Origin of the sequence: Psychrobacillus sp. BM2, from assembly GCF_048572895.1 — a bacterium.
Taxonomy (GTDB): domain Bacteria; phylum Bacillota; class Bacilli; order Bacillales_A; family Planococcaceae; genus Psychrobacillus.
The window spans coordinates 26,200-46,741 of sequence record NZ_CP183878.1; the positions used below are offsets into that span (position 1 = coordinate 26,200).

The 20,542-nt window shown below is 36.3% G+C and carries 18 protein-coding genes; 15 read left to right on the top strand and 3 right to left on the bottom strand.

All coding sequences use genetic code 11. From position 1 onward, the window contains the following. Positions 1–4 precede the first annotated feature (4 nt). Positions 5–622, top strand: coding sequence for a hypothetical protein (locus tag ACN6MX_RS00130; protein WP_419960680.1), 618 nt, complete (start codon positions 5–7; stop codon positions 620–622). 246 nt (positions 623–868) lie between these two features. Here the strand turns inward: ACN6MX_RS00130 and ACN6MX_RS00135 are convergent, their stop codons facing one another. Next, positions 869–1,426, bottom strand: a complete 558-nt coding sequence (locus ACN6MX_RS00135; RefSeq protein ID WP_419960681.1) for a GbsR/MarR family transcriptional regulator — start codon at positions 1,424–1,426, stop codon at positions 869–871. A 213-nt stretch (positions 1,427–1,639) separates the two neighbouring features. Between ACN6MX_RS00135 and ACN6MX_RS00140 the strand changes: the two genes are divergently transcribed. The 11 genes from ACN6MX_RS00140 to ACN6MX_RS00190 all read left to right on the top strand — a co-directional run bounded on the left by ACN6MX_RS00140 (position 1,640) and on the right by ACN6MX_RS00190 (position 14,845). Further along, a complete protein-coding gene (locus tag ACN6MX_RS00140; protein WP_419960682.1) occupies positions 1,640–2,893 on the top strand; it encodes a quaternary amine ABC transporter ATP-binding protein in 1,254 nt (417 codons plus the stop codon). 1 nt (position 2,894) lies between these two features. After that, positions 2,895–3,752, top strand: coding sequence for an ABC transporter permease (locus tag ACN6MX_RS00145; protein ID WP_419960683.1), 858 nt, complete (start codon positions 2,895–2,897; stop codon positions 3,750–3,752). Next, complete coding sequence (locus tag ACN6MX_RS00150; RefSeq protein WP_419960684.1) at positions 3,749–4,660, top strand: glycine betaine ABC transporter substrate-binding protein; 912 nt, start codon at positions 3,749–3,751, stop codon at positions 4,658–4,660. The genes ACN6MX_RS00145 and ACN6MX_RS00150 overlap by 4 nt, the downstream gene beginning before the upstream one ends. 292 nt (positions 4,661–4,952) lie before the next feature. Further along, the gene (locus ACN6MX_RS00155; protein WP_419960685.1) at positions 4,953–7,001 is read left to right on the top strand and encodes a BglG family transcription antiterminator; all 2,049 of its coding nucleotides are present in this window, start codon (positions 4,953–4,955) and stop codon (positions 6,999–7,001) included. 55 nt (positions 7,002–7,056) lie between these two features. Next, positions 7,057–7,332, top strand: a complete 276-nt coding sequence (locus ACN6MX_RS00160; protein WP_419960686.1) for a PTS sugar transporter subunit IIB — start codon at positions 7,057–7,059, stop codon at positions 7,330–7,332. A 1-nt stretch (position 7,333) separates the two neighbouring features. Beyond that, entirely contained in the window at positions 7,334–8,596 is a 1,263-nt protein-coding gene (locus ACN6MX_RS00165; protein WP_419960687.1) for a PTS ascorbate transporter subunit IIC, read from the top strand. A gap of 1,031 nt (positions 8,597–9,627) precedes the next feature. Continuing rightward, positions 9,628–10,746: an ABC transporter ATP-binding protein gene (locus ACN6MX_RS00170; protein WP_419960688.1), complete on the top strand. Its 1,119-nt coding sequence runs from the start codon at positions 9,628–9,630 to the stop codon at positions 10,744–10,746. 2 nt (positions 10,747–10,748) lie between these two features. Continuing rightward, a complete protein-coding gene (locus tag ACN6MX_RS00175) occupies positions 10,749–11,684 on the top strand; it encodes a carbohydrate ABC transporter permease (protein WP_419962511.1) in 936 nt (311 codons plus the stop codon). Then, complete coding sequence (locus tag ACN6MX_RS00180; protein WP_419960689.1) at positions 11,681–12,496, top strand: carbohydrate ABC transporter permease; 816 nt, start codon at positions 11,681–11,683, stop codon at positions 12,494–12,496. The genes ACN6MX_RS00175 and ACN6MX_RS00180 overlap by 4 nt, the downstream gene beginning before the upstream one ends. 29 nt (positions 12,497–12,525) lie before the next feature. Beyond that, positions 12,526–13,884, top strand: a complete 1,359-nt coding sequence (locus tag ACN6MX_RS00185; RefSeq protein ID WP_419960690.1) for an ABC transporter substrate-binding protein — start codon at positions 12,526–12,528, stop codon at positions 13,882–13,884. Positions 13,885–13,990: 106 nt separating this feature from the next. Continuing rightward, positions 13,991–14,845: a glycerophosphodiester phosphodiesterase gene (locus ACN6MX_RS00190; protein ID WP_419960691.1), complete on the top strand. Its 855-nt coding sequence runs from the start codon at positions 13,991–13,993 to the stop codon at positions 14,843–14,845. A 618-nt stretch (positions 14,846–15,463) separates the two neighbouring features. On the opposite strand, the gene ACN6MX_RS00195 is transcribed toward ACN6MX_RS00190, so the two are convergent. Beyond that, entirely contained in the window at positions 15,464–16,699 is a 1,236-nt protein-coding gene (locus tag ACN6MX_RS00195) for a mechanosensitive ion channel family protein (protein ID WP_419960692.1), read from the bottom strand. A gap of 392 nt (positions 16,700–17,091) precedes the next feature. Continuing rightward, positions 17,092–17,880, bottom strand: a complete 789-nt coding sequence (locus tag ACN6MX_RS00200; protein ID WP_419960693.1) for a hypothetical protein — start codon at positions 17,878–17,880, stop codon at positions 17,092–17,094. 198 nt (positions 17,881–18,078) lie between these two features. Between ACN6MX_RS00200 and ACN6MX_RS00205 the strand changes: the two genes are divergently transcribed. From ACN6MX_RS00205 to ACN6MX_RS00215, 3 genes are all read left to right on the top strand, one after another. Next, complete coding sequence (locus tag ACN6MX_RS00205; RefSeq protein WP_419960694.1) at positions 18,079–18,771, top strand: response regulator transcription factor; 693 nt, start codon at positions 18,079–18,081, stop codon at positions 18,769–18,771. A gap of 81 nt (positions 18,772–18,852) precedes the next feature. Next, positions 18,853–19,776 carry an ABC transporter ATP-binding protein gene (locus ACN6MX_RS00210; RefSeq protein WP_419960695.1) on the top strand — a complete coding sequence of 308 codons (924 nt, stop codon included), beginning with the start codon at positions 18,853–18,855 and terminating at the stop codon, positions 19,774–19,776. Next, positions 19,769–20,515, top strand: a complete 747-nt coding sequence (locus ACN6MX_RS00215) for an ABC transporter permease (RefSeq protein WP_419960696.1) — start codon at positions 19,769–19,771, stop codon at positions 20,513–20,515. The genes ACN6MX_RS00210 and ACN6MX_RS00215 overlap by 8 nt, the downstream gene beginning before the upstream one ends. Positions 20,516–20,542: the final 27 nt, after the last annotated feature.

Sequence of the window (20,542 nt, forward strand, 5' to 3'; positions counted from 1 at the left end):
TTTCATGGAAAAATCGGGGAATTCTGGTATTCAAAGAGGACAAGCTATTACATTTCGTCTTCCTTCTGACACTCCTGATCACATTATAAAGCAAATGCAAAAGTTAAAAGAAACTGAGAGAAGAAACTTTTCAAGTAAAATGGCGGAGTTTGTTTTAGATGGAGTAAGTAACTCATTATCCAAGGATAGAGAAACAATAACGATTCCTATGCCGAAACAGTTAAGCAAGGAACAGCGTAACTGGCTTAAACATGCACATTCAGAAGCTATGCTAGGAAATATTGTGTATCATTTGTTGTCAGATCCAGTGCGTGCAATGTCTATTCTTGCCTCTCTTAACAGCAATGCCTTAGATATTGACCAAGCCCTGTATTTACAAGCTGAACCGACTGAAAAAATAGAAAATGAGTCTAATACAAGTACTAGCACTAATGTTTCAACTGAACCAGAGGAAGAACAAGAAGAATTTCTTACTGACGAATTAGAAGACGATTTGATGAATTTTGACTGGGACATGGCAAAACATGAGCATGCCGCTACAGAAGAAGATTCCGAGGAGAATGTCGAAACTGAAAGCCTAGATGACCTACTTGGAGATTTTCTTTCAAGAATGAATAAATAATAATTGTAGGAAGTATAGCAAAAGCTCCAATCTGTAAAAGAAATATAAATCCCGCTGGAACCAAAGATAACTGGTTCCAGCGGGATTCTTTTTTTTCGACCCTGTGTAATAAACATTCACGTTAATTCAAACAATCGTGAATGTTTATATTTTCATGTTTGTTTCTTACACAGGGACAAACAAAAAAACCCCCAAATAATGTGCACTTTAAAAAGTGCTACTAATTGGAGTTTTTTTATGGTCATATTAGTTTTTAGCATTTTCGTTGGAACCCTCAAACTTAGGTACTAAATCGAAAATACGCTGGTCCTCAAATGCATCTATGACACGTTCAAGCCAGTTGTAGTAGTCTTTCATATACTTTAGTTTATCGATATCTATTTGAACCACTTCACGTAATTCCTCACTAAGGGCAGGGTCTTGTAACAGTTCCTCGAGTTCAGTCAATGATTTTTTAATAGCTACTGAATGCAGTGTAACTGATCTCTGCCATTTAATGGAAAATAAGTCAATGAAGCTTTGATGCCAATCATCGGTCACTTTATATAAATCTTTTCGAACTCCTTTTTTCCATGCACGTTCAACTAACTTTAGTTCGGACAGCGCTCGGACAGAAGTGCTCATGCTTGTTTTACTCATGCCTAATTTTTCTGTCATATCATCTAATGTTAATGGTTCGTTTTGAAAAAACATTGTACCGAATTGTCTACCTGCAGATGGTACCAAGCCGTATAAATGTATGTTTTGGGCAATTGTCTCTATTATTCGTTCCCGTGCTTTATCTATTTTTTCATGGTCTTCCATTTACGTTCCCTCCACTGAAATTAGCTTTGTTCACATAATCAGCTAACTAAATTTAAATGTATTATATCTATACCCAAAAAGCAATTTTTTTAAATATTTTACGTACAGTTTTTACCGTATAAACAATTAATATGGTTTAAACTGTTGAAATTTTACGCCCTTACCTCTATAATGGATTGGGTTCGGGTGTTTCGGACGGTGAGGAGTGATGATATGAGTGAAGAATACATAAACAAAAAAATAGTAGTAAAAGACACTACGAAGATTTTTGGTAAAAGTAGTGGCCGGGCAGTGCAGATGCTGAAAGATGGTAAATCAAAAAGTGAAATTTTGAAAGCAACTGGTGCCACGGTTGGGGTGAATCAAGTATCCTTTGATGTCAATGAAGGTGAAATATTCGTCATTATGGGTTTATCCGGAAGTGGTAAATCTACATTAGTTAGACTGCTAAATAGATTAATAGATCCAACATCGGGGCAAATATTACTGGATGGTAAGGATATTGTTCAGATGAATAAGGAACAGCTCCGTGATGTAAGACGAAAGAAAATAGGGATGGTATTTCAAAACTTTGCCCTCTTTCCACATAAAACGATCGTTGAAAATACAGAATATGGCTTAGAAATCCAAGGGGTTTCTAAAAAAGAACGAAATGATAAAGCTATAGAATCATTAAAACTTGTTGGCCTTGCGGGATATGAGGACCAGTATCCGAAGCAACTAAGTGGGGGAATGCAGCAGCGTGTTGGACTTGCTAGAGCACTAGCAAATAATCCTGATATATTACTGATGGATGAAGCATTTAGCGCATTAGATCCGCTTATTCGAAAAGATATGCAAAATGAGTTACTTCAGCTTCACCACGATATGCAAAAAACGATTATTTTCATCACACATGATTTAGATGAAGCACTTCGCATTGGAGACCGTATAGCGCTGATGAAAGACGGAGAAATTGTTCAAATTGGATCGCCTGAAGAAATTCTGATGAGTCCATCCAATGAGTATGTTGAACGATTTGTAGAAGATGTAGACTTGTCCAAAGTATTAACTGCTGGTCATATCATGAAAAAAGCCGACACCGTAAAGGTTGACCGAGGTCCTCGTGTAGCACTTCGACTGATGAAACAATTAGGTATTTCTTCTATATATGTAGTAGATAATGCGAATCGCTTACTAGGTGCTGTAACCGCACAGGATACGGTAGAAGCAATTGAATCAGAAAAGACTCTGAATGATGTCATTATTTCTGACCTTCCGATGATCGCACCAGATACGGTCCTAACAGAATTATTTGATGTAGTATCTACAGCAAGCATTCCTGTGGCAGTTATCAATGAGGAACAAAAGCTGCAAGGGATTATTATTCGTGGTGCCCTTATCGGTGCATTATCTGGTGATAATGAGTTCATAAACAAAGATGGAACGATGGATTCCGCAGATAAAACTATCACGGAGGTGGTTTAAGATGGATGAATTATTGCCTCGCCTACCTTTTGCAGATTGGATTGACACTGGAGTTGATTGGTTAGTAGATACGTTTGGCACAGGTCTAGATGGATTTGCTGATGTACTAGAAGGAGTAGTAGAAGGCTCTGTAGATATATTGGATTTAGTTCCTTCTATATTACTTGCTTTCATCTTCGCTTTAATAGCTGGGATTATTTCTACGAGAAAAATTGCTTTCTTTTCATTAATAGGCCTATTATTCATAGATTATTTAGGTTATTGGTATCCGATGCTTCAAATGTTAACGCTAGTATTGACTTCCGTCATCTTCGCGCTGGTGATTGGCATTCCTATAGGGATTCTTAGCTCACAAAAATCGGGTGTTCGAAAAGTAGTAAATCCAATATTAGATTTAATGCAAACAATGCCTGCGTTTGTATATTTAATACCGGCGATTTTCTTTTTCAATATTGGTGTCGTACCGGGAGTTGTAGCATCAGTAATTTTCGCAATGCCACCAACAATTCGTTTAACGATGTTAGGCATTCAACAAGTACCGAAGGATTTAATAGAAGCAACAGAGGCATTTGGTTCAACGACGTGGCAACGTTTGTTTAAAATACAAATTCCACTAGCTAAACCTACTATTATGGCTGGAGTGAACCAAAGTATTATGTTATCTCTATCAATGGTAGTAATTGCTTCGATGGTGGGTGCACCTGGACTTGGAGAAGAGGTTTACCGGTCCGTTACGCAATTGAAAACAGGAGTTGGCGTAGAAACTGGACTATCTATAGTAATCGTAGCGATTATTTTGGATAGAATCACGCAATACGCTGGAAATAGAAAGAAAAAACTAGGGGGAAATACATTATGATATTAGCAAAAAAAATAACAGGTCTTGGAGCAGTTGCATTACTTTCACTTGGTTTAGCAGCATGTGGAGATACAGAAAAAACAAATGATTCAACATCTACAGACTCAACTGCGAGTTCAGTAGGAGAGTCACTTAACTACAAAATTACTGGTATCGATCCCGGAGCTGGAATTATGGAAGCAACAGAACGAGCTATTACAGATTATGAATTAGATGAGTGGGATCTTGTAAGTGGTTCAAGTGCAGCAATGACAGCATCTCTAAAGAAAGCATATGATAAGGAAGAGCCAATTGTCGTAACAGGTTGGACTCCTCACTGGAAATTTGCTGAATATGATTTGAAATATCTTGAAGATCCAAAAGGTTCATACGGTGGAGAAGAAGAAATCCACACAATTGGTCGTACTGGATTACAAGAAGACTTACCAGAAGCTCACCAAGTCCTTTCTAATTTCAACTGGACAGAGGATGACATGGGTGAAATAATGATTGCTATCAAAGACGGTGAAAAACCAGAAGTAGCTGCACAAGCTTGGATAGATGCAAATCCAGAGAAAGTTGCAGCATGGACAGATGGTATTGAAAAAGTCGACGGAGACAAGATTAAACTTGCATACGTTGCATGGGATAGTGAAATTGCCAGTACAAACGTTATGAGCATCGTATTATCAAGCCTTGGCTATGATGTAACGATGATTCAAGTGGAAGCTGGACCAATGTGGACAGCCATTGCCGACGGTAGTGCAGACGCGTCTCTTGCTGGATGGTTACCATTAACACATGCAACCTATGCTGAAAAATTCGATGGAAAATTTGAAGATCTTGGCACAAGCATGACAGGTGTGAAAATTGGTTTAGTTGTTCCAACATATATGGACATCACATCTATTGAAGACCTAAAAAAATAACTAATATACTAAACCCCTGGAGCAAGGAAAACTTGTTCTGAGGGGTTTTTTAGTTTGTCCCTGTGTAAGAAACATTCACGTTAATTCAAACAAACGTGAATGTTTAAAATTTCATGTTTGTTTCTAATACAGGGTACTTTCTGATGAAGCTTCTGACAGAGATTTACTATATACTCAATTGATATAAAGCATACATACCAATGTAGTAAGAAAATGAAAGCAACTTTTGTGACCAATAGTCATCTAAAGTGAAAGCGATTTCCGATATAATTTATGTGAGGGGGAGCTAGCGATGTTGGAGAATCGAAGCCTGAATACTTTTTATCAATTGATGAAATTACAGCCAACACAAAAATCTTCTTTTATAGACAAGCTAAACTTATCTGAACGTCAGTTTCAATATGATATAGAAAAAGTGAATAGCTTCTTATTCGACGTAGGAGTGCCGCCAATTCTAATTTCAGCCGACCGTATCTTGATAGAACAAGAGGTTGTCGATTATTGGAAAGAAAATGGAGCAGGTTTTGTAGCAAATCAATTTTCTTTTGAGCAGGTAGAGCGTGTGATCATCTTCCTATTATATACCTTCATTAGACGTGAACCTCTTTCCAATTTTCACTTTCAGCATTTGTTTGGTATTAGTAAAAATACCGTCAGTTCAGATGTGAAGCGAGTTAATAAGTTTTGTGTTGATTTCCGTGTTGAAGTCCGCTATACACGAGAACATGGATACCATTTAAAAGGGACGGAAGAAGATAAGCGAAACTTAATGCTCAAAGCGATTTCCATGTTAAAGGTTAAGTCATATGCTCATGAAAAATTTACATTTATATTTCAGCAGCAACAATTGCAGAATCAGTATGATTACTATCAACAAGTTTTGAAGGATTTTGAGCAACAATATTCATTTAACTTCACTGAAGAAAGATTGGATGAATTTATCTACTTACTTCAAATGATTCATATTCGTCAGCAACAAAAAAAACAAGTGCTAATTTATCCGGATACAGTGAGTTTTTTGGAAAATCAACAGGCTTTTTTGGTATGTACATTGATACAACAGCGCTTCGGATATACAACTAACCCTGAAGAGGTTGCCTTTATGACAATCCAACTACTTGGCATAAGTCAAGGGGAAGTTAACCCTGCGAGAACTGATGCACTGTTTGCTATTACGGAACAAATCATTGTTAACTTTGAACGTTATGCATGTATTCAATTGTTAGATAGAAATAAAGCAATGGAAACATTATATTTACATTTTAAGCCCGCTTACTACCGGATGCTCTTTAAAATACCAATTACAAATGTGTTGCTTGATGATATTAAGGAAGAGCATCGTGATGTATTTATTGTTGTAAAAGAAGTACTCAAACCGATTGAGGAAATGTTAAATATTAAAATACCGGAAGATGAGATTGGCTTCCTTACCCTTCATTTTGGTGGGTTACTTAAAATGGATAGTGAAAGCTCGGAAAAAATATTTAGAGCTTTAATCGTTTGTCCAAATGGAATTAGTTCAAGTTTAATGCTGGAAAATCAATTGAAATCACTTTTTCCTCAATTTAAATGGACTTCATCGTTTTCATCTTATGATTTTCAACATCTTGAAGAAACAGAATATGATCTTGTGTTTTCCACTGTTGTACTTAAAACAAGAAAACCATTATATATAATTAGGCCGATTATGAGTGAAATGGAAAAGAAAGAACTAGTCCAAACAGTAGAAGGGCTAACGCTTCAACAGTCTTACCATAATCCAACTTCAGACGAATTAATAAAAATTATTCGTCAGTATGCAGATATCAAACAGCCGGAGTTGTTAAAAAGTGCATTGCAACAGGCATTGTTTAAAAATGATCATTTAAATATAGGGAGGAAACAACCAGTGTTAAAAGATTTATTGATCGAAGAAAATATTCAGTTTATGCCTAAAATAGGTGATTGGAAAGATGCAATCAAGACCGTAGCGGAGCCTTTACTATCAAATGATTCAATTACAAACCAGTATGTAGATGTCATGATCGAGAACGTACAAACAATAGGACCATATATTATTATTGGCGAACAAGTTGCGATTCCTCATGCACGCCCAGAATTCGGCGTGAAAAAATTAGGAATGAGCTTGTTGAAATTATCAGAACCTACTTACTTGTTAGGTGAGGAGCAAAACAAAGTGGAAATTTTCATTTGTTTAGCTGCTATTGATAACCAAACACATTTAAAAGCTTTGGCTCAATTGACTACATTATTGAGTGATCCCGAAAAATTAGACCTTTTAAAGAAGGCTGAGAAAAAAGAAGATATTCTAAATTTAGTTGTAGAGTTTTCTGAACTATAAGCCTACAAGAATCAAAAATACAATCGAAACTAACTATTAATAGGAGGAAGTAAAAATGAAAATTTTAGCTGTATGTGGAAATGGTTTAGGTACGAGTTTTATATTGTCGATGAATGTAAATAAGGCGCTAAAAGTATTGAATATTGACGGAGAATGCAAGAATATGGATTTAGCGAGTGCAAAGACAGAAGTAGCAGATTACTATATTGGTACTCCTGAAATTATGGAACAACTGCAAGATGGTAACAAAAAAACGATTAGTATTATCAATATGGTCAGTGCAGATGAAATCCAGAAAGCGTTAACTTCTCATATCTTGGGGGAAAAATAGGATGTTTGATTTTATCATGAAGGATATTTTAGGGACTCCTGCTATTTTGGTAGGGTTGTTCGCTTTATTTGGCTTGCTTTTGCAGAAGAAGGCAATTACCGATGTTGTTTCTGGAACATTAAAAACGATCATGGGCTTCCTTATTCTTAATGCAGGTGCGACAGTATTAACGGGTTCACTAACTATCTTCGGAGAGATGTTTGAAAAAGCATTTAATATTGAAGGCGTTATTCCAAACAATGAAGCAATTGTGGCTTTATCACAAAATGCTTTTGGTACGGAGACAGCTATGATTATGTTAATAGGTATGATAGTGAATATCGTCTTAGCACGATACACGAAGTTTAAATATATCTTTTTAACAGGACATCACACGATGTTCATGGCTTGTTTACTCGCTGCTGTGCTTTCCACATCAGGGATGGGGAGTGTTCCTCTTGTAATCCTTGGCTCTCTAATTTTAGGTGCATTGATGGTACTACTACCTGCAATGCTACAACCGACGGTAAGAGAGATTACGGGTTCAGATGATATTGCTGTCGGACATTTTGGTTCTTTCGGTTATTTCGTTGCTGCTAAAGTTGCTAAACTGACAGGAGATAAAACGAAGTCAACAGAAGAGGTTAAAGTGCCAAAATCACTTGGTTTCTTACGTGATTCATCCGTAGCATTAGCGTTAACAATGACTATTATGTTCCTTGTAGTTTCATTATTTGTTGGCCCTACTTACATAGAGGAAAACCTTAGTGATGGTACAAACTTCTTAGTATTCTCATTACTTCAGGCCATTACTTTTGCTGCTGGGGTGTTCATCATCTTAGCGGGTGTTCGCATGTTAATCGCTGAAATTGTTCCCGCATTTAAAGGGATTGCAGATAAAATTGTTCCAAATGCAAAGCCTGCACTAGACGTACCAATTGTATTCCCATTTGCACCAAATGCAGTTATTATTGGATTCTTATCAAGTTTCGTAGCTGGATTACTAAGTATGTTTTTACTTCCACTCGCAGGATTGGCAGTAATCGTACCAGGACTTGTTCCTCACTTTTTCTGCGGAGCAGCCGCTGGAGTATTTGGTAATGCAGTAGGTGGACGTAGAGGTGCTATAATAGGTGCTTTTGTACAAGGGATCTTAATCAGTTTCCTACCAGCAATGTTACTGCCAGTTCTAGGTTCCCTAGGATTTGAAGGCACCACTTTTGGTGACTCGGATTTCGGTGTAGTAGGTATTATCATTGGTTATATTATTAATCTTTTTAGCTAAAAATCAACCTATAGTGTAATTAAAAGTAAAACAGCCAAGGACGACAGTAGTCCATGGCTGTTTTGTTTGTATTGGGGGAGTTTACTCATCTAAATTTCCTTTAAGTAACACTGAGACAATCAATAGTCGTATTTTTAAAAAGCTAGAAAATATATATAAATGTCCTATGAATACTGGATTCATGGAACTGAGAACAAACAATCCTATGATTTTCGTTTCAGGTGGAGACAAAAGAACGAAGGCTAAGTACGCCATCTCTTGTGGCAACGCCTTCGTGACCAACGTCCTGTTGGCCTCCGCGGGGTGAGCGATGAGCTATCACCGTCGCTACCGCGTCGATGTGATATCTCATCTGTCTCACTCATCCCGCCGGAGTCGCCACCTTCCACTACAATCAATTAGTGTGTAGTACTCCACTAGAAGATTCAGCATAGCTTATCGCATAGATGATAAGATTGGTCAAATTATTTGTCATCGCTTTTGCATTTGAAATGCGATGATCCAATGATAGAGGAAGAAAGCAGGTTTTCTTTTACACTAGTGGAAATAAAGAAAAATAGTAAAAGTTTGTACTATAAAAAAGTGAATAGCGAACGAAATTGCATCTTCGAGAGCTTACTCTATGAATAAGAAAGTGGCTTTTCTTTAGTTACCTAAAAATGAACTAACCTGTTTCTAAAAGTTGTAGGAGGGCGACGGACAGACGAACGCCATAAGATTACCGAGAAAAGAGATGCTGGTCGTGACGTTAGTCACGACCAGCATCTCTAAAAAAACACTCGGTAATCCTAAAGCAATAAGTCTGTCCAAAGCACTTCGAAAACGATAGATACAGGTTTTGACCTTAAATTTGCCCGGTTTTTCTCATGGTAGAGAACTAGATTAACCTCACAACTGTAAATAAAGTAAATTATCTATTAAACTTATGAGCCTTTGTAAAGTATTAGTTTTAAGTATGTAAAAGTCCTGTTTTAAGTTATTCTTTATGGTTTAATAGCCATGCGCCCAAATTAAGAAAGAGGAGGCTGGGTATGAGTCAAATCGAGTTAGTTGAGATTTCGAAGTCGTACGATAAACAACAAGATGTATTGAACGAAATCAATTTAACTATTGAAGAAGGTGAGTTCTTTGTCCTTGTTGGTCCTTCTGGATCTGGCAAGAGCACATTACTCAGAATGATTGCAGGATTGGAAGAAATCTCTGGAGGCACTTTAAAAATTAACGGTAAATCGATGAATCACATACCACCAAAGGATCGAGATTTATCAATGGTTTTTCAAAACTATGCCTTATATCCGCATTTGTCAGTAAAGGAGAATATTCTCTTTGGTTTAAAGGCAAAAAAAGTCGATAAACAAGAACGACAAAGAAGATTATTAGAAGCGGCTGAAATGATGGGACTAACAGAATTGTTGGAACGTAAACCAAGAGAGCTTTCCGGTGGCCAAAGACAACGTGTTGCATTAGCAAGAACTATTGTCAGTCGAGCACCACTTTGTTTAATGGACGAACCGCTTTCCAATTTGGATGCCAAGCTTCGAGCTAATATGCGAGTCCAAATTCGTAGATTACAAAAAAAGATAGGAATGACATTGATATATGTTACTCATGATCAAGTAGAAGCGATGACGATGGGTGACAGAATAATGGTTTTAAATGATGGTAAAATTCAACAGGTAGGTAAACCAATAACCCTTTATAATGACCCTACCAATCTATTTGTTGCTAGTTTTATAGGATCTCCAAAGATGAATATGGGAATAGCGAGATTTTCAGAGGAAAGCAAAGAATTGATTGTGGAAAACCAGCTACGAATTCCGGTCGATTCTGCATTGGTAAAAGATATTCACCTACATAAACAGTTAACTATTGGTATTCGGGCTGAGCATTTAATGCCTGGGACAAATGAAAATACAAACCACTTTTTGGAAGTGGTCAATGTTGAGCAATTAGGAAATGAGACATCAATTGCTTTTGATGTTGGTTCAGAATTATGGACGGCTAAATGGCCAGGGCAATGGTCCGTCCAAGTAGGCCAAAAAGTACCTGTCCAAATATTGCCGGAGAACCTACTATTCTTTAATACAGAAACAGGCGACTTAATTCGCTCTGCCTTGAAAGATAAAGAACAAGAGGTTTTGGCAATATGAGTATGACGAACGCTGCTCAAATAAAAGAAACAACTGTATTAGATATAGAGCAAGTGAAAAAGAAACAACGAATCAAAAGCTTTATTAAAGGTATGGCTTTTTTATTACCATCCATTATATTATTTAGTGTTTTCTTATTTTATCCGATGTTTCGTACTATTTATCTTAGCTTTTTCTTAACAAAAGCTAACGGAGATCCAACTGTATTTGTTGGTTTGCAAAACTATATAACTATGTTTAGCTCACCAATTTTTCTAAAAAGTATAAAGTCTACATTTTTGTTTGTTCTATATACAGTTCCTGCATCAGTAATCATTAGTTTATTTCTCTCCATTATTGCTAATGAAAAGTTGAAAGGGATTGGCTTTTTCCGAACGATGTATTCCTCCACGATGGGGGTCTCTGTTGCAGCTGCATCTGTATTTTGGTTGTATTTATTTAATCCATCGATGGGATTGCTTAACCAAGTATTAGGGACGTTTGGGATAGAAGGTATTGGATGGCTAACAGATCCGAAATGGGCTCTAATTTCTATATCTATAACTACGATTTGGATGAATGTTGGATTTACTTTTTTAATTTTGTTGGGTGGCTTGCAATCTATCGATTCTTCTTTATACGAAAGTGCTGATATTGAAGGTGCGGGGTATTTATATAAATTGAGAAGAGTGACTATTCCGATGCTGTCTCCAACCATGTTTTTTGTAATTACGGTAACAATTATTAATGCATTTCAATCCTTTGGCCAAATCGATATCCTTACACAGGGCGGTCCAATAAATGAAACTAATTTAATCGTTTATTCGATTTATCGAGAGGCTTTTGCGAATTATAAATTTGGATCCGCGAGTGCCCAAGCAATTGTTTTATTCATCTTGATTTTATTGATGACGGCATTGCAATTTAAACTTGGGGAAAGGAAGGTTCACTACCAATGACCATATCTAAAAGCCGAAAAGTCATTTTTTATGTATTACTGATCCTTTCAGCTCTTATATTAGTTGGACCAATGCTTATGGCCATTGTAATGAGCTTTATGACAAATCAAGATATATTAACAGGTAGTATACCTAGCACATTAACTTTAGATAACTATGTCCGTGCATTTGAACGCTTTCCTTTATTTCGGTATTTGTTTAATAGTTTAGTAGTTTCTATGGTGATAATGATTGGACAACTTGTCTTATCTAGTTTGGCTGCCTATGCATTTGTTTTTCTAGAGTTTAGAGGAAGAGATTTATTGTTCTACGTATTTATCGCGACGATGATGGTGCCTTTTGAAGCATCGATCATTCCTAATTTTCAAATCATCCGTGATTTAGGATGGATTGATACCTATGCAGGCTTGGCAGTACCATTCTTTGCAACAGCATTTGGTACATTTTTGCTAAGGCAAAACTTTAAACAAATACCAAAGGAGTTGAGGGAAGCCAGTCAAATTGCGGGTATGGGTGATTTTAAATATTATTTAACTGTCGTATTACCTGTTTCCAAGGCTAGTTTAGTGACATTAGGCATTTATGGATTTTTATCCTCTTGGAATATGTACTTATGGCCATTACTTTCGACGACAAATGATACGGTACGTACTGTACAAATCGGCTTAAAACAATTACAAACCCAGGAACAATTGAATGAATGGGGTGTCATAATGGCAGGTGCTGTCATTGTTATTATTCCAACATTATTATTGTTGTTCTTTGGACAGAAAAAGCTTCAAAAAGGATTAACTGAAGGCGCTTTAAAATAATCTTATCAAAACAAAAGGGAGATTTTACAATGAAAAAATTACTCGTATTCCTTACACTTGGGCTTGTATTATTTTTAGCAGCATGTAGTTCAAATGGGGGTTCTGCAAAGGAACCTGAAAATAATGGAGACAAACCTGATTCAACAGATAGCGCAGAAAAACAAGTGGTAACTTTTTGGCACTCTATGGGTGGAGCTGGACAGGAAGCATTGAACAAAATTGTGGAAGAATATAATACGTCTCAAGAAGGCATTCAAGTAAATGCTGAATATCAAGGAACTTATGATGAATCATTAACTAAGTTTAATGCTGTTGCTGGTTCAGATAGTGCACCTACAGTGATCCAAACATTTGAAATTGGGACAAAAGCAATGATTAACAGTGGACAAATTCTTCCTATTCAAGAGTTAATCGACGCAGACGGATATGATATGAGTGGGTTAGAAAAAAATATTACGAATTACTATTCATTAGATGGTAAGTTCTATTCAATGCCATTTAACTCTTCAACACCTGTTATGTATTACAACAAAGATGCATTTAAAGCAGCAGGACTTGATCCAGAGGCGGCACCAGAAACTTACGAGGAAGTAGAAGAAGCGAGCAAGGCAATCGTTGCATCTAATCCAAAGATGAAAGGTTTTGCATTACAAGCATACGGTTGGTTATGGGAACAATTATTAGCAAACCAAGGCGCATTATTATTGAATAATGATAATGGACGTACGGATACTCCTACTGAAATTGGTTGGACTGAAGAAGAAGGTAAATCCATTTTAGAATGGGTAAAACGTATGGTTGATGATAAAACTTTTGCTAACTATGGTACAAATGGAGATAACATGATGGCTGGTTTCCTAGCGGGCGATGTTTCGATGTTCTTACAATCGTCTGCAAGCTCAAGAGATGTAATCGACAATGCTCCATTTGAAGTAGGAATTGCCTTTTTACCACATCCTGAGGATAAGGAACGTCAAGGTGTCGTAATCGGTGGGGCAAGTCTTTGGATGATTGATGGTAAAGCAGAGGCAGAACAAAAAGCAGCTTGGGAATTCATGAAATATTTACAAACTAAAGAAGTACAAGCCGAGTGGCATGTTGGTACTGGATACTTTGCTATCAACCCAGCGGCATATGACGAACAAATTGTAAAAGATGCATATGCTGAAAAACCACAATTACAAGTGACAGTGGATCAATTACAGTCAACGCAATCTTCTTACGCAACTCAAGGTGCGTTAATGGATATGCTTCCAGAAGGTCGTAAAATTATGGAAACTGCTCTTGAAACTATTTATAATGGCGGAGAGGTAGATCCAGCTTATAATTCTGCTGTTGAACAATTTAACGCAGCCATCAAACAGGCAAATGCTGCAAGAGGCGAATAAATAAATTTCAACAAAATTAGAAGAGAAAAAAGTATGCTCACCCATACTTTTTTTCTTATATTTTGTTGTTCTGTTTATTATTGGAAAACAGAGAGGGAAAAATACAATGACAAAAATTTACGGTCACCGTGGTGCAAAAGGGACGTATCCTGAAAACACATTATTATCGTTTAAAAAAGCAATTGAACAAGGAGTAGAAGGATTGGAACTTGATGTACATATGACAAAAGACGGGGAAATAGTAGTCATTCATGATGAAAGTCTTGAACGTACAACAGATGGGAGTGGCTATATTAAAAATCTAACTTTAGAAGAAGTTAAACAGTTTAGTGCAGGTTCGAAAAGCAAATATGCCCATTTTCCTAACTATGACGAAGCGGTATGGTCTGCGGAATGTGTACCGACACTTATTGAAGTTTTTGAATTGTTAAAGCCATATCCAACCGAACTGAATATTGAGTTAAAGACTTATATAGAAAAATATGATGGAATAGAAGAAAAAGTACTGTCCATCGTAAAGGAGTATGGCGATAATCGTAAAGTCATTTATTCTGCATTTCATTTACCGACGATATTACGTGTGAAAAAGATATCTCCTGATGCAAAAATCGCTTGGTTACTAAACGATAAAATTTCGCTTCCAAAAGATCAAATGGAAACTTTGGAACTCGAGGCCTTACATTTAGCAAAATCAATTGTATTGCCGAATAAAAGCGTATCACTAAGATTAATTCAGTTAATGAGTACGCTAAACGGGACGGAAGCAAATGAAATTAAACAGTTAGTGGATATTGTTGAAAACGCAAATTCCGATGATATATTTAAAGATCTCTATAAACAAATACGCGTTTGGACCGTCAATGATCCTGAAGAAATGAAGCAATTATTGGAGTTAGGTGTTGATACGATCATGACAGATTATCCGGAAAGAGCATTATTCATTAGAAATGAGCAGAAGTAATTCACTACAATCAATTGCTTCTAAAGAATTGTTTTTTACTAAAACAGTATAAGAAAAACCGGGTAAAAAGACGCCCGGTCCTCTAAGGTCAAAACCTGTTTCTATCGTTTCCGATGGGCTTTGGACAGACGTTTTGCTATATGATTACCGATTGAATTTTTAGGGAAGCTAGTTGGTTGTGACGTTCGTCACAACCAACTAGCTTCCCTTTTTTTTCGATAATTTTATGGCTTGTGTCTGTCCTTCACCCTTCTACAACTTTTAGAAACAGGTTAGTGCATTTTTGGATAACTAGAGATAAGATACTTTCTTATTCATAGAGTAAGCTCTCGAAGATGCAATTTCGTTCGCTATTTCGCTTCTTTATTGGAAAAACACTTACTACTTCTTTTTATTTCCACTAGAATATCAGAAATCTACTCTCTCCATTTATTATTGGATAATAGCATTATTTCTAATTCAAAAGCAATTACAAATAATTTTATACCATCTAAAATTTGAACAATTTTATCAACTTAGCTATTTCTGAAAGTGTCACAAACCCAGTGTGCACAAGACCTTTATATATGCTATCTTATTTTTTAAAAATACAGTTATAGGCTTATTTGACTCCAGTTTTTATATATTAGCGATTTTTTTGAAATCATTGCCGGTTGGATTCTGGAATAATTGAATTCCAAACTCCGGTGCTACGGCGAAAAGATGGTCAAAGATATCGGCTTGAACCGTTTCATACACGGCCCATTGTATATCATTTGTAAATGCATATATTTCTATTGGTAAACCATGTTCGGTTGGTGCTAACTGTCTAACCATTAAAGTCATTTCTTGATTGATTCCAGGGTGATGTTGAAGATAGGTATTAATATAAGCTCTAAATACACCGATATTCGTAAGAGCTCTTCCATTTACCCGACTACTTTGATTAATTTTATTTCTCGTATTGAATTCTGTAATTTCACGTTCCCTTTGAGTTATATAATCTGAAAGATAGTGGATATTTTTAAAGTTATTGATCATCTCCTCAGTACAAAATGAAATACTGTTCTTATCAATAAATAATGAACGCTTGATCCGTCGTCCTCCAGATTTTTGCATCCCTCTCCAATTTATAAAAGAATCGGATATTAGGGCATAGCTTGGTATCATCGTAATTGTTTTATCAAAGTTTTGTACCTTTACCGTATTTAGGGAGATATCAATAATGTCTCCGTCTGCCCCGTACTTCGGCATTTCAATCCAGTCACCAACCTGAACCATATCATTGGTCGACAACTGAATCCCCGCGACAAGACCTAATAATGAGTCTCTAAAAACCAACATAAATACGGCAGAGAGAGCGCCAATTCCACTTAGAAGAAGAAGTGGGCTTTTCCCTATCAGGTTCGCTATCAGCAGAATGGCCCCAAGCGTTATGATAATAATTTTAACCACCTGAATATATCCTTTAATAGGCTTGGTCCTAGATACTTCATAGGTTTGATAAATATCATTCATTGCATTTAAAGAGCTATTAATAATGACTAATCCCATAATTATTAAATATGCTATTGCAATCTTTTCGATCAATTGTTGAAGAGATTCTGGAAAAGCAGAAGCAAAGAAGTAAATAATAATCGCTGGAACAATATGCGATAATTTATGAAAAACTTTCCTTTCCAAAAGCATATCGTCCCATCGGAATTTAGTGTTTTTTACGATCTTAGAAATTATCCTGATTACCACTTTTTTAGTGATAAAATTAGCTAAAATACAAATAAGTATTATTAAAAGAAACATGATAATAAGGGAAAGATACCCTGCAAAAGTAACATCCATATCAAATTTTAAAAGTTGTTTACTAATGTATTTCATATATTTCCCCACCCATTATATATATTATTGTTGCAACTCATTGGAATGAGATAATTACCATTGTATCAGAAAAAAATGAACTTCACTTTCTTCGACACTTCACGAGGAAACATTCTAGGATAACGATAGATAGGAGAGATAACTAGGGGGGTAATAGAGTTCAAATTAAAACTTGGAAGTATACTCCAGTCTAACTATGGGACGACCATGAAAAACAATAGAATCGGGAAGGTCATGGAATTGGGAGAAAAACTTTGAGGAGTGAAGGTTTATGTCAGTATTTGTATTAATTAAAATAGACACTGTGTAGTGTAAGAAACAATCATGAGTTTTTAAATTATTATGCTTGTTTCTTACACCGGGTTATTTTGTTAAGAGATACTTTAATCAAGCTATTCAATAGAGGTTGCAATTTTCAAAGCAATCATTGGATCCTTTACTTCATCTATGGTATAAACTACATTTTCCTTTTGCCAAGTAATTCGATTATCTGATTGATGCACGTCAATGTGAGCGAATCCGTTCGGTTTAGGGATAGGCAATGTATGGGTTTCTAAAAAATCAGTGGCTTCTATAGCAAGCTTTTCTCCATTTTCTCCTTCTGAAGTACGTGTGTGTACAGCGATAGCCCAACGACCTTCATTCCAACTCGTCCACATGGAGCCAGCCCCAGCATCCTGATATCCTGTGATGCCGTAGCCAAGATCAATTGGTTGCCCTCCCAACTCACTAAAGTTTTGAAAAGCTACTTGTTCGCTTGCTTCCTGCAGGCTCGCATACTTTTGAGCATAAAAACGAGCTATAATTTGGTCATCTGCTAAACTTTCCTGATTAATGGCAACTGGATCAGCGCTTTCGTAAAAAACAACTTCATAATGACTTTCATCTGATTTCGTCTTTGCTGTTAGATACTTTCCTTTTTCTAATGGTAGTTCATTTGGGAGTAGTTTAGTTAAATCGGTTTTCAAGTCTGTTTTTACTGCTTCTATCACTTCTACTTGTGTCATATCTGGTTTAGTTTGATTGGCTTCCTTTTCTGATGGGAGGTTTTGGTCCGGCTGGACTTCCGAAGTCTGTTCATTACTATCAGTGGTAATTTTTTTTTCGTCATCGTTAGTGGAACAGGCACTAAGCAAACTTACTGTAAGGATCGAGATAAAAATTGGTGTAAAAGACTTCATCTGAATCTTCCTTTCTCCATATATTTAATTTTTCCCTACCTACAAAAAAGTAAACTCCCTTTGTTGGTGAGGGGTGCCAGGTTTTAAAAGAAGAACCTTCGCTTTTTTTATGCTTAAATTCTACAAATGACTTCGATATGTTAGGTGTGAAATGTAATGGTATGCTTAGTAAAAAGTAGATAACAAGGTGGTGGCAATATGGAAAAGCAAATTCACATTTTAGTAGTGGAAGATGATAATGATATAAATGAATTATTATGTAATATTATTAGGAAAAGTGGTTATATCCCACAGCCTGCCTATTCAGGTACGGAAGCAATGCTATATATCAAAAATAGGGAATGGGATATGCTACTACTAGATTTAATGCTCCCAGGGATGACGGGAGAAGAAATTTTAGAGAATATAAGTGAGCGGATGACCTGCCCAATCATTATTATTTCTGCAAGGTTAGAACAACAAACGAAAATTGATGCATTGCGAACAGGGGCGGATGATTATATAACAAAACCTTTTGATATTGGAGAGGTATCTGCTAGAATTGATTCGCATTTGAGAAGATATCAAAAGATGGGTAACATTTCAAAAAAGAAAGAACTTCGCTATAAGGACTTAACTATTGATACAGAGGCAAAATTGGTACAAGTGAATAACAAAATACTCACTCTAACAGCCCGTGAATATGCTATTTTAAATTTATTATTATCTTCACCAAAAAAGATTTTCACAAAAGCAAATGTGTTTGAAAGTGTGTGGAAAGAAGAATTCCACGGAGATGATAACACGATCAATGTACATATAAGTAATGTTCGAAACAAGCTAGCGAAGGCCAATCCGAACGAGGAATATATCGAAACAATTTGGGGTATGGGGTACCGATTGAAAACTTAAGGTTTTCTTAAGAAACGCCTTAAGCATTTCTTATGTTTTCCTTTCTATACTAAAAAGTATCACATGGAGGAGGCGGGAAATATGGGCGATTATATTTTGAAAACAAACCAATTAACCAAACAATATAAACATCAACTTGCATTACACAAAGTCAATCTATCTATTAAAAAAGGGTCCATCTATGGGTTTATCGGACAAAACGGAGCTGGTAAATCAACTCTTATTCGAACAGTTACAGGTTTAGCCATTCCATCAACAGGGACAATTGAATTATTTGGGGAAAGCAATGAACAGCATTTAATTGATGCTAGGAAGCGGATTGGGACAATTATAGAAGGCCCCGCATTGTATCCACAAATGACTGCGGCAGAAAACCTGGAAGCACATCGATTGTTAAAAGGGATTCCAGGAAAAGAGTGTATCGAGAAAACACTAGTGTTGGTTGGTCTAAATGATACCGGAAAGAAGAAAGCAAAAAATTTTTCGTTAGGTATGAAACAAAGGCTTGGACTCGGAATTGCTTTACTAGGAGACCCAGAGTTTTTAATTTTGGATGAACCGATTAATGGATTGGACCCCATGGGAGTAATAGAAATACGAGAGTTGTTGAAAAAGTTGAATCGTGAATATGGCATTACTATTTTAATTTCCAGTCATATTTTAAGTGAACTTCACTTGTTAGCTACCCACTATGGAATTATTCATAAAGGCGAGTTACTGGAGCAATTAACAGTAGAGGAGCTAAACAACAAATGCCAGCAGTATTTACATATTAAAGTAGATAACGTAGAAAAAGCAGCTGCCCTACTGGAAAATAAACTAGCGACTGCTAAATTTGAAGTGATGCCGGATGAAACGATTAAATTATTCGATTATCTAAATACCCCTGGGAAAGTTTCCACATTCCTTGCAAGTGAAGGATTGGTTATCGAACAATTCATGCCATTGGGGGAGGATTTGGAAACGTACTTCATGAACCGGATCGGGGGTGCCAAGTATGAATAATTTAGTGAAATCCGAACTATTTAAGTTGAGAAAAGACCGGTCTTTTTGGACATTGGTTATTGGATTGGTTTTGGTAGCGGCATTATATCCTCTTCTTATCTTTTACGATGATAGTACTGCAGATGTCTCTGTGAAAGAGCTATTTGTATATACAGCTCTTGGGGGAAATAATTATATTGTAAAACTTGTTCCTTGTATTCTTGCGGGCTTCTTCATATCCAGTGAATATTCGATTGGTACGATGAAAATAATGGGTTCTTCTGGTAATAGCAGAATCCGTATCTATTTTGCGAAGCTACTTGTGTTTACACTTGGTGCTGTAATTATTTCATTAATATTTCCAATTGTTCTAACGGGAGTTGGAGCAATCTTTGCAGGATTTTATGATATGCCTGGATTAGGTTATATGTTACGAGCGATTGGTCTAACTGTTCTATATGCAGCTGCGTTCGCTTCGATAATGGCTTTATTTTCTATCATTTTCACCGATAGTGGTAAGACGATTGGTTTTCTCATCCTATTTTTCATCCTGTTTGATAGTATTTTGTATGCATTAAGTCAAAAGTTTTCTTTCATTGAATTGATCTTTAATAATTCGGCATTCAAGCTTTTTGTAGATATCGGCGAGTTTAGTTTGACGAATGGAGAACTCTTCAGATTAGCGATAGTACCAATCATAACCTATATTGTATTGGCAATTGTGGGTAGTTTCGTGTTCCAAAAGAAAGAAATAAAATAATTTAGAAAAGCGGGTGGACTACATGTT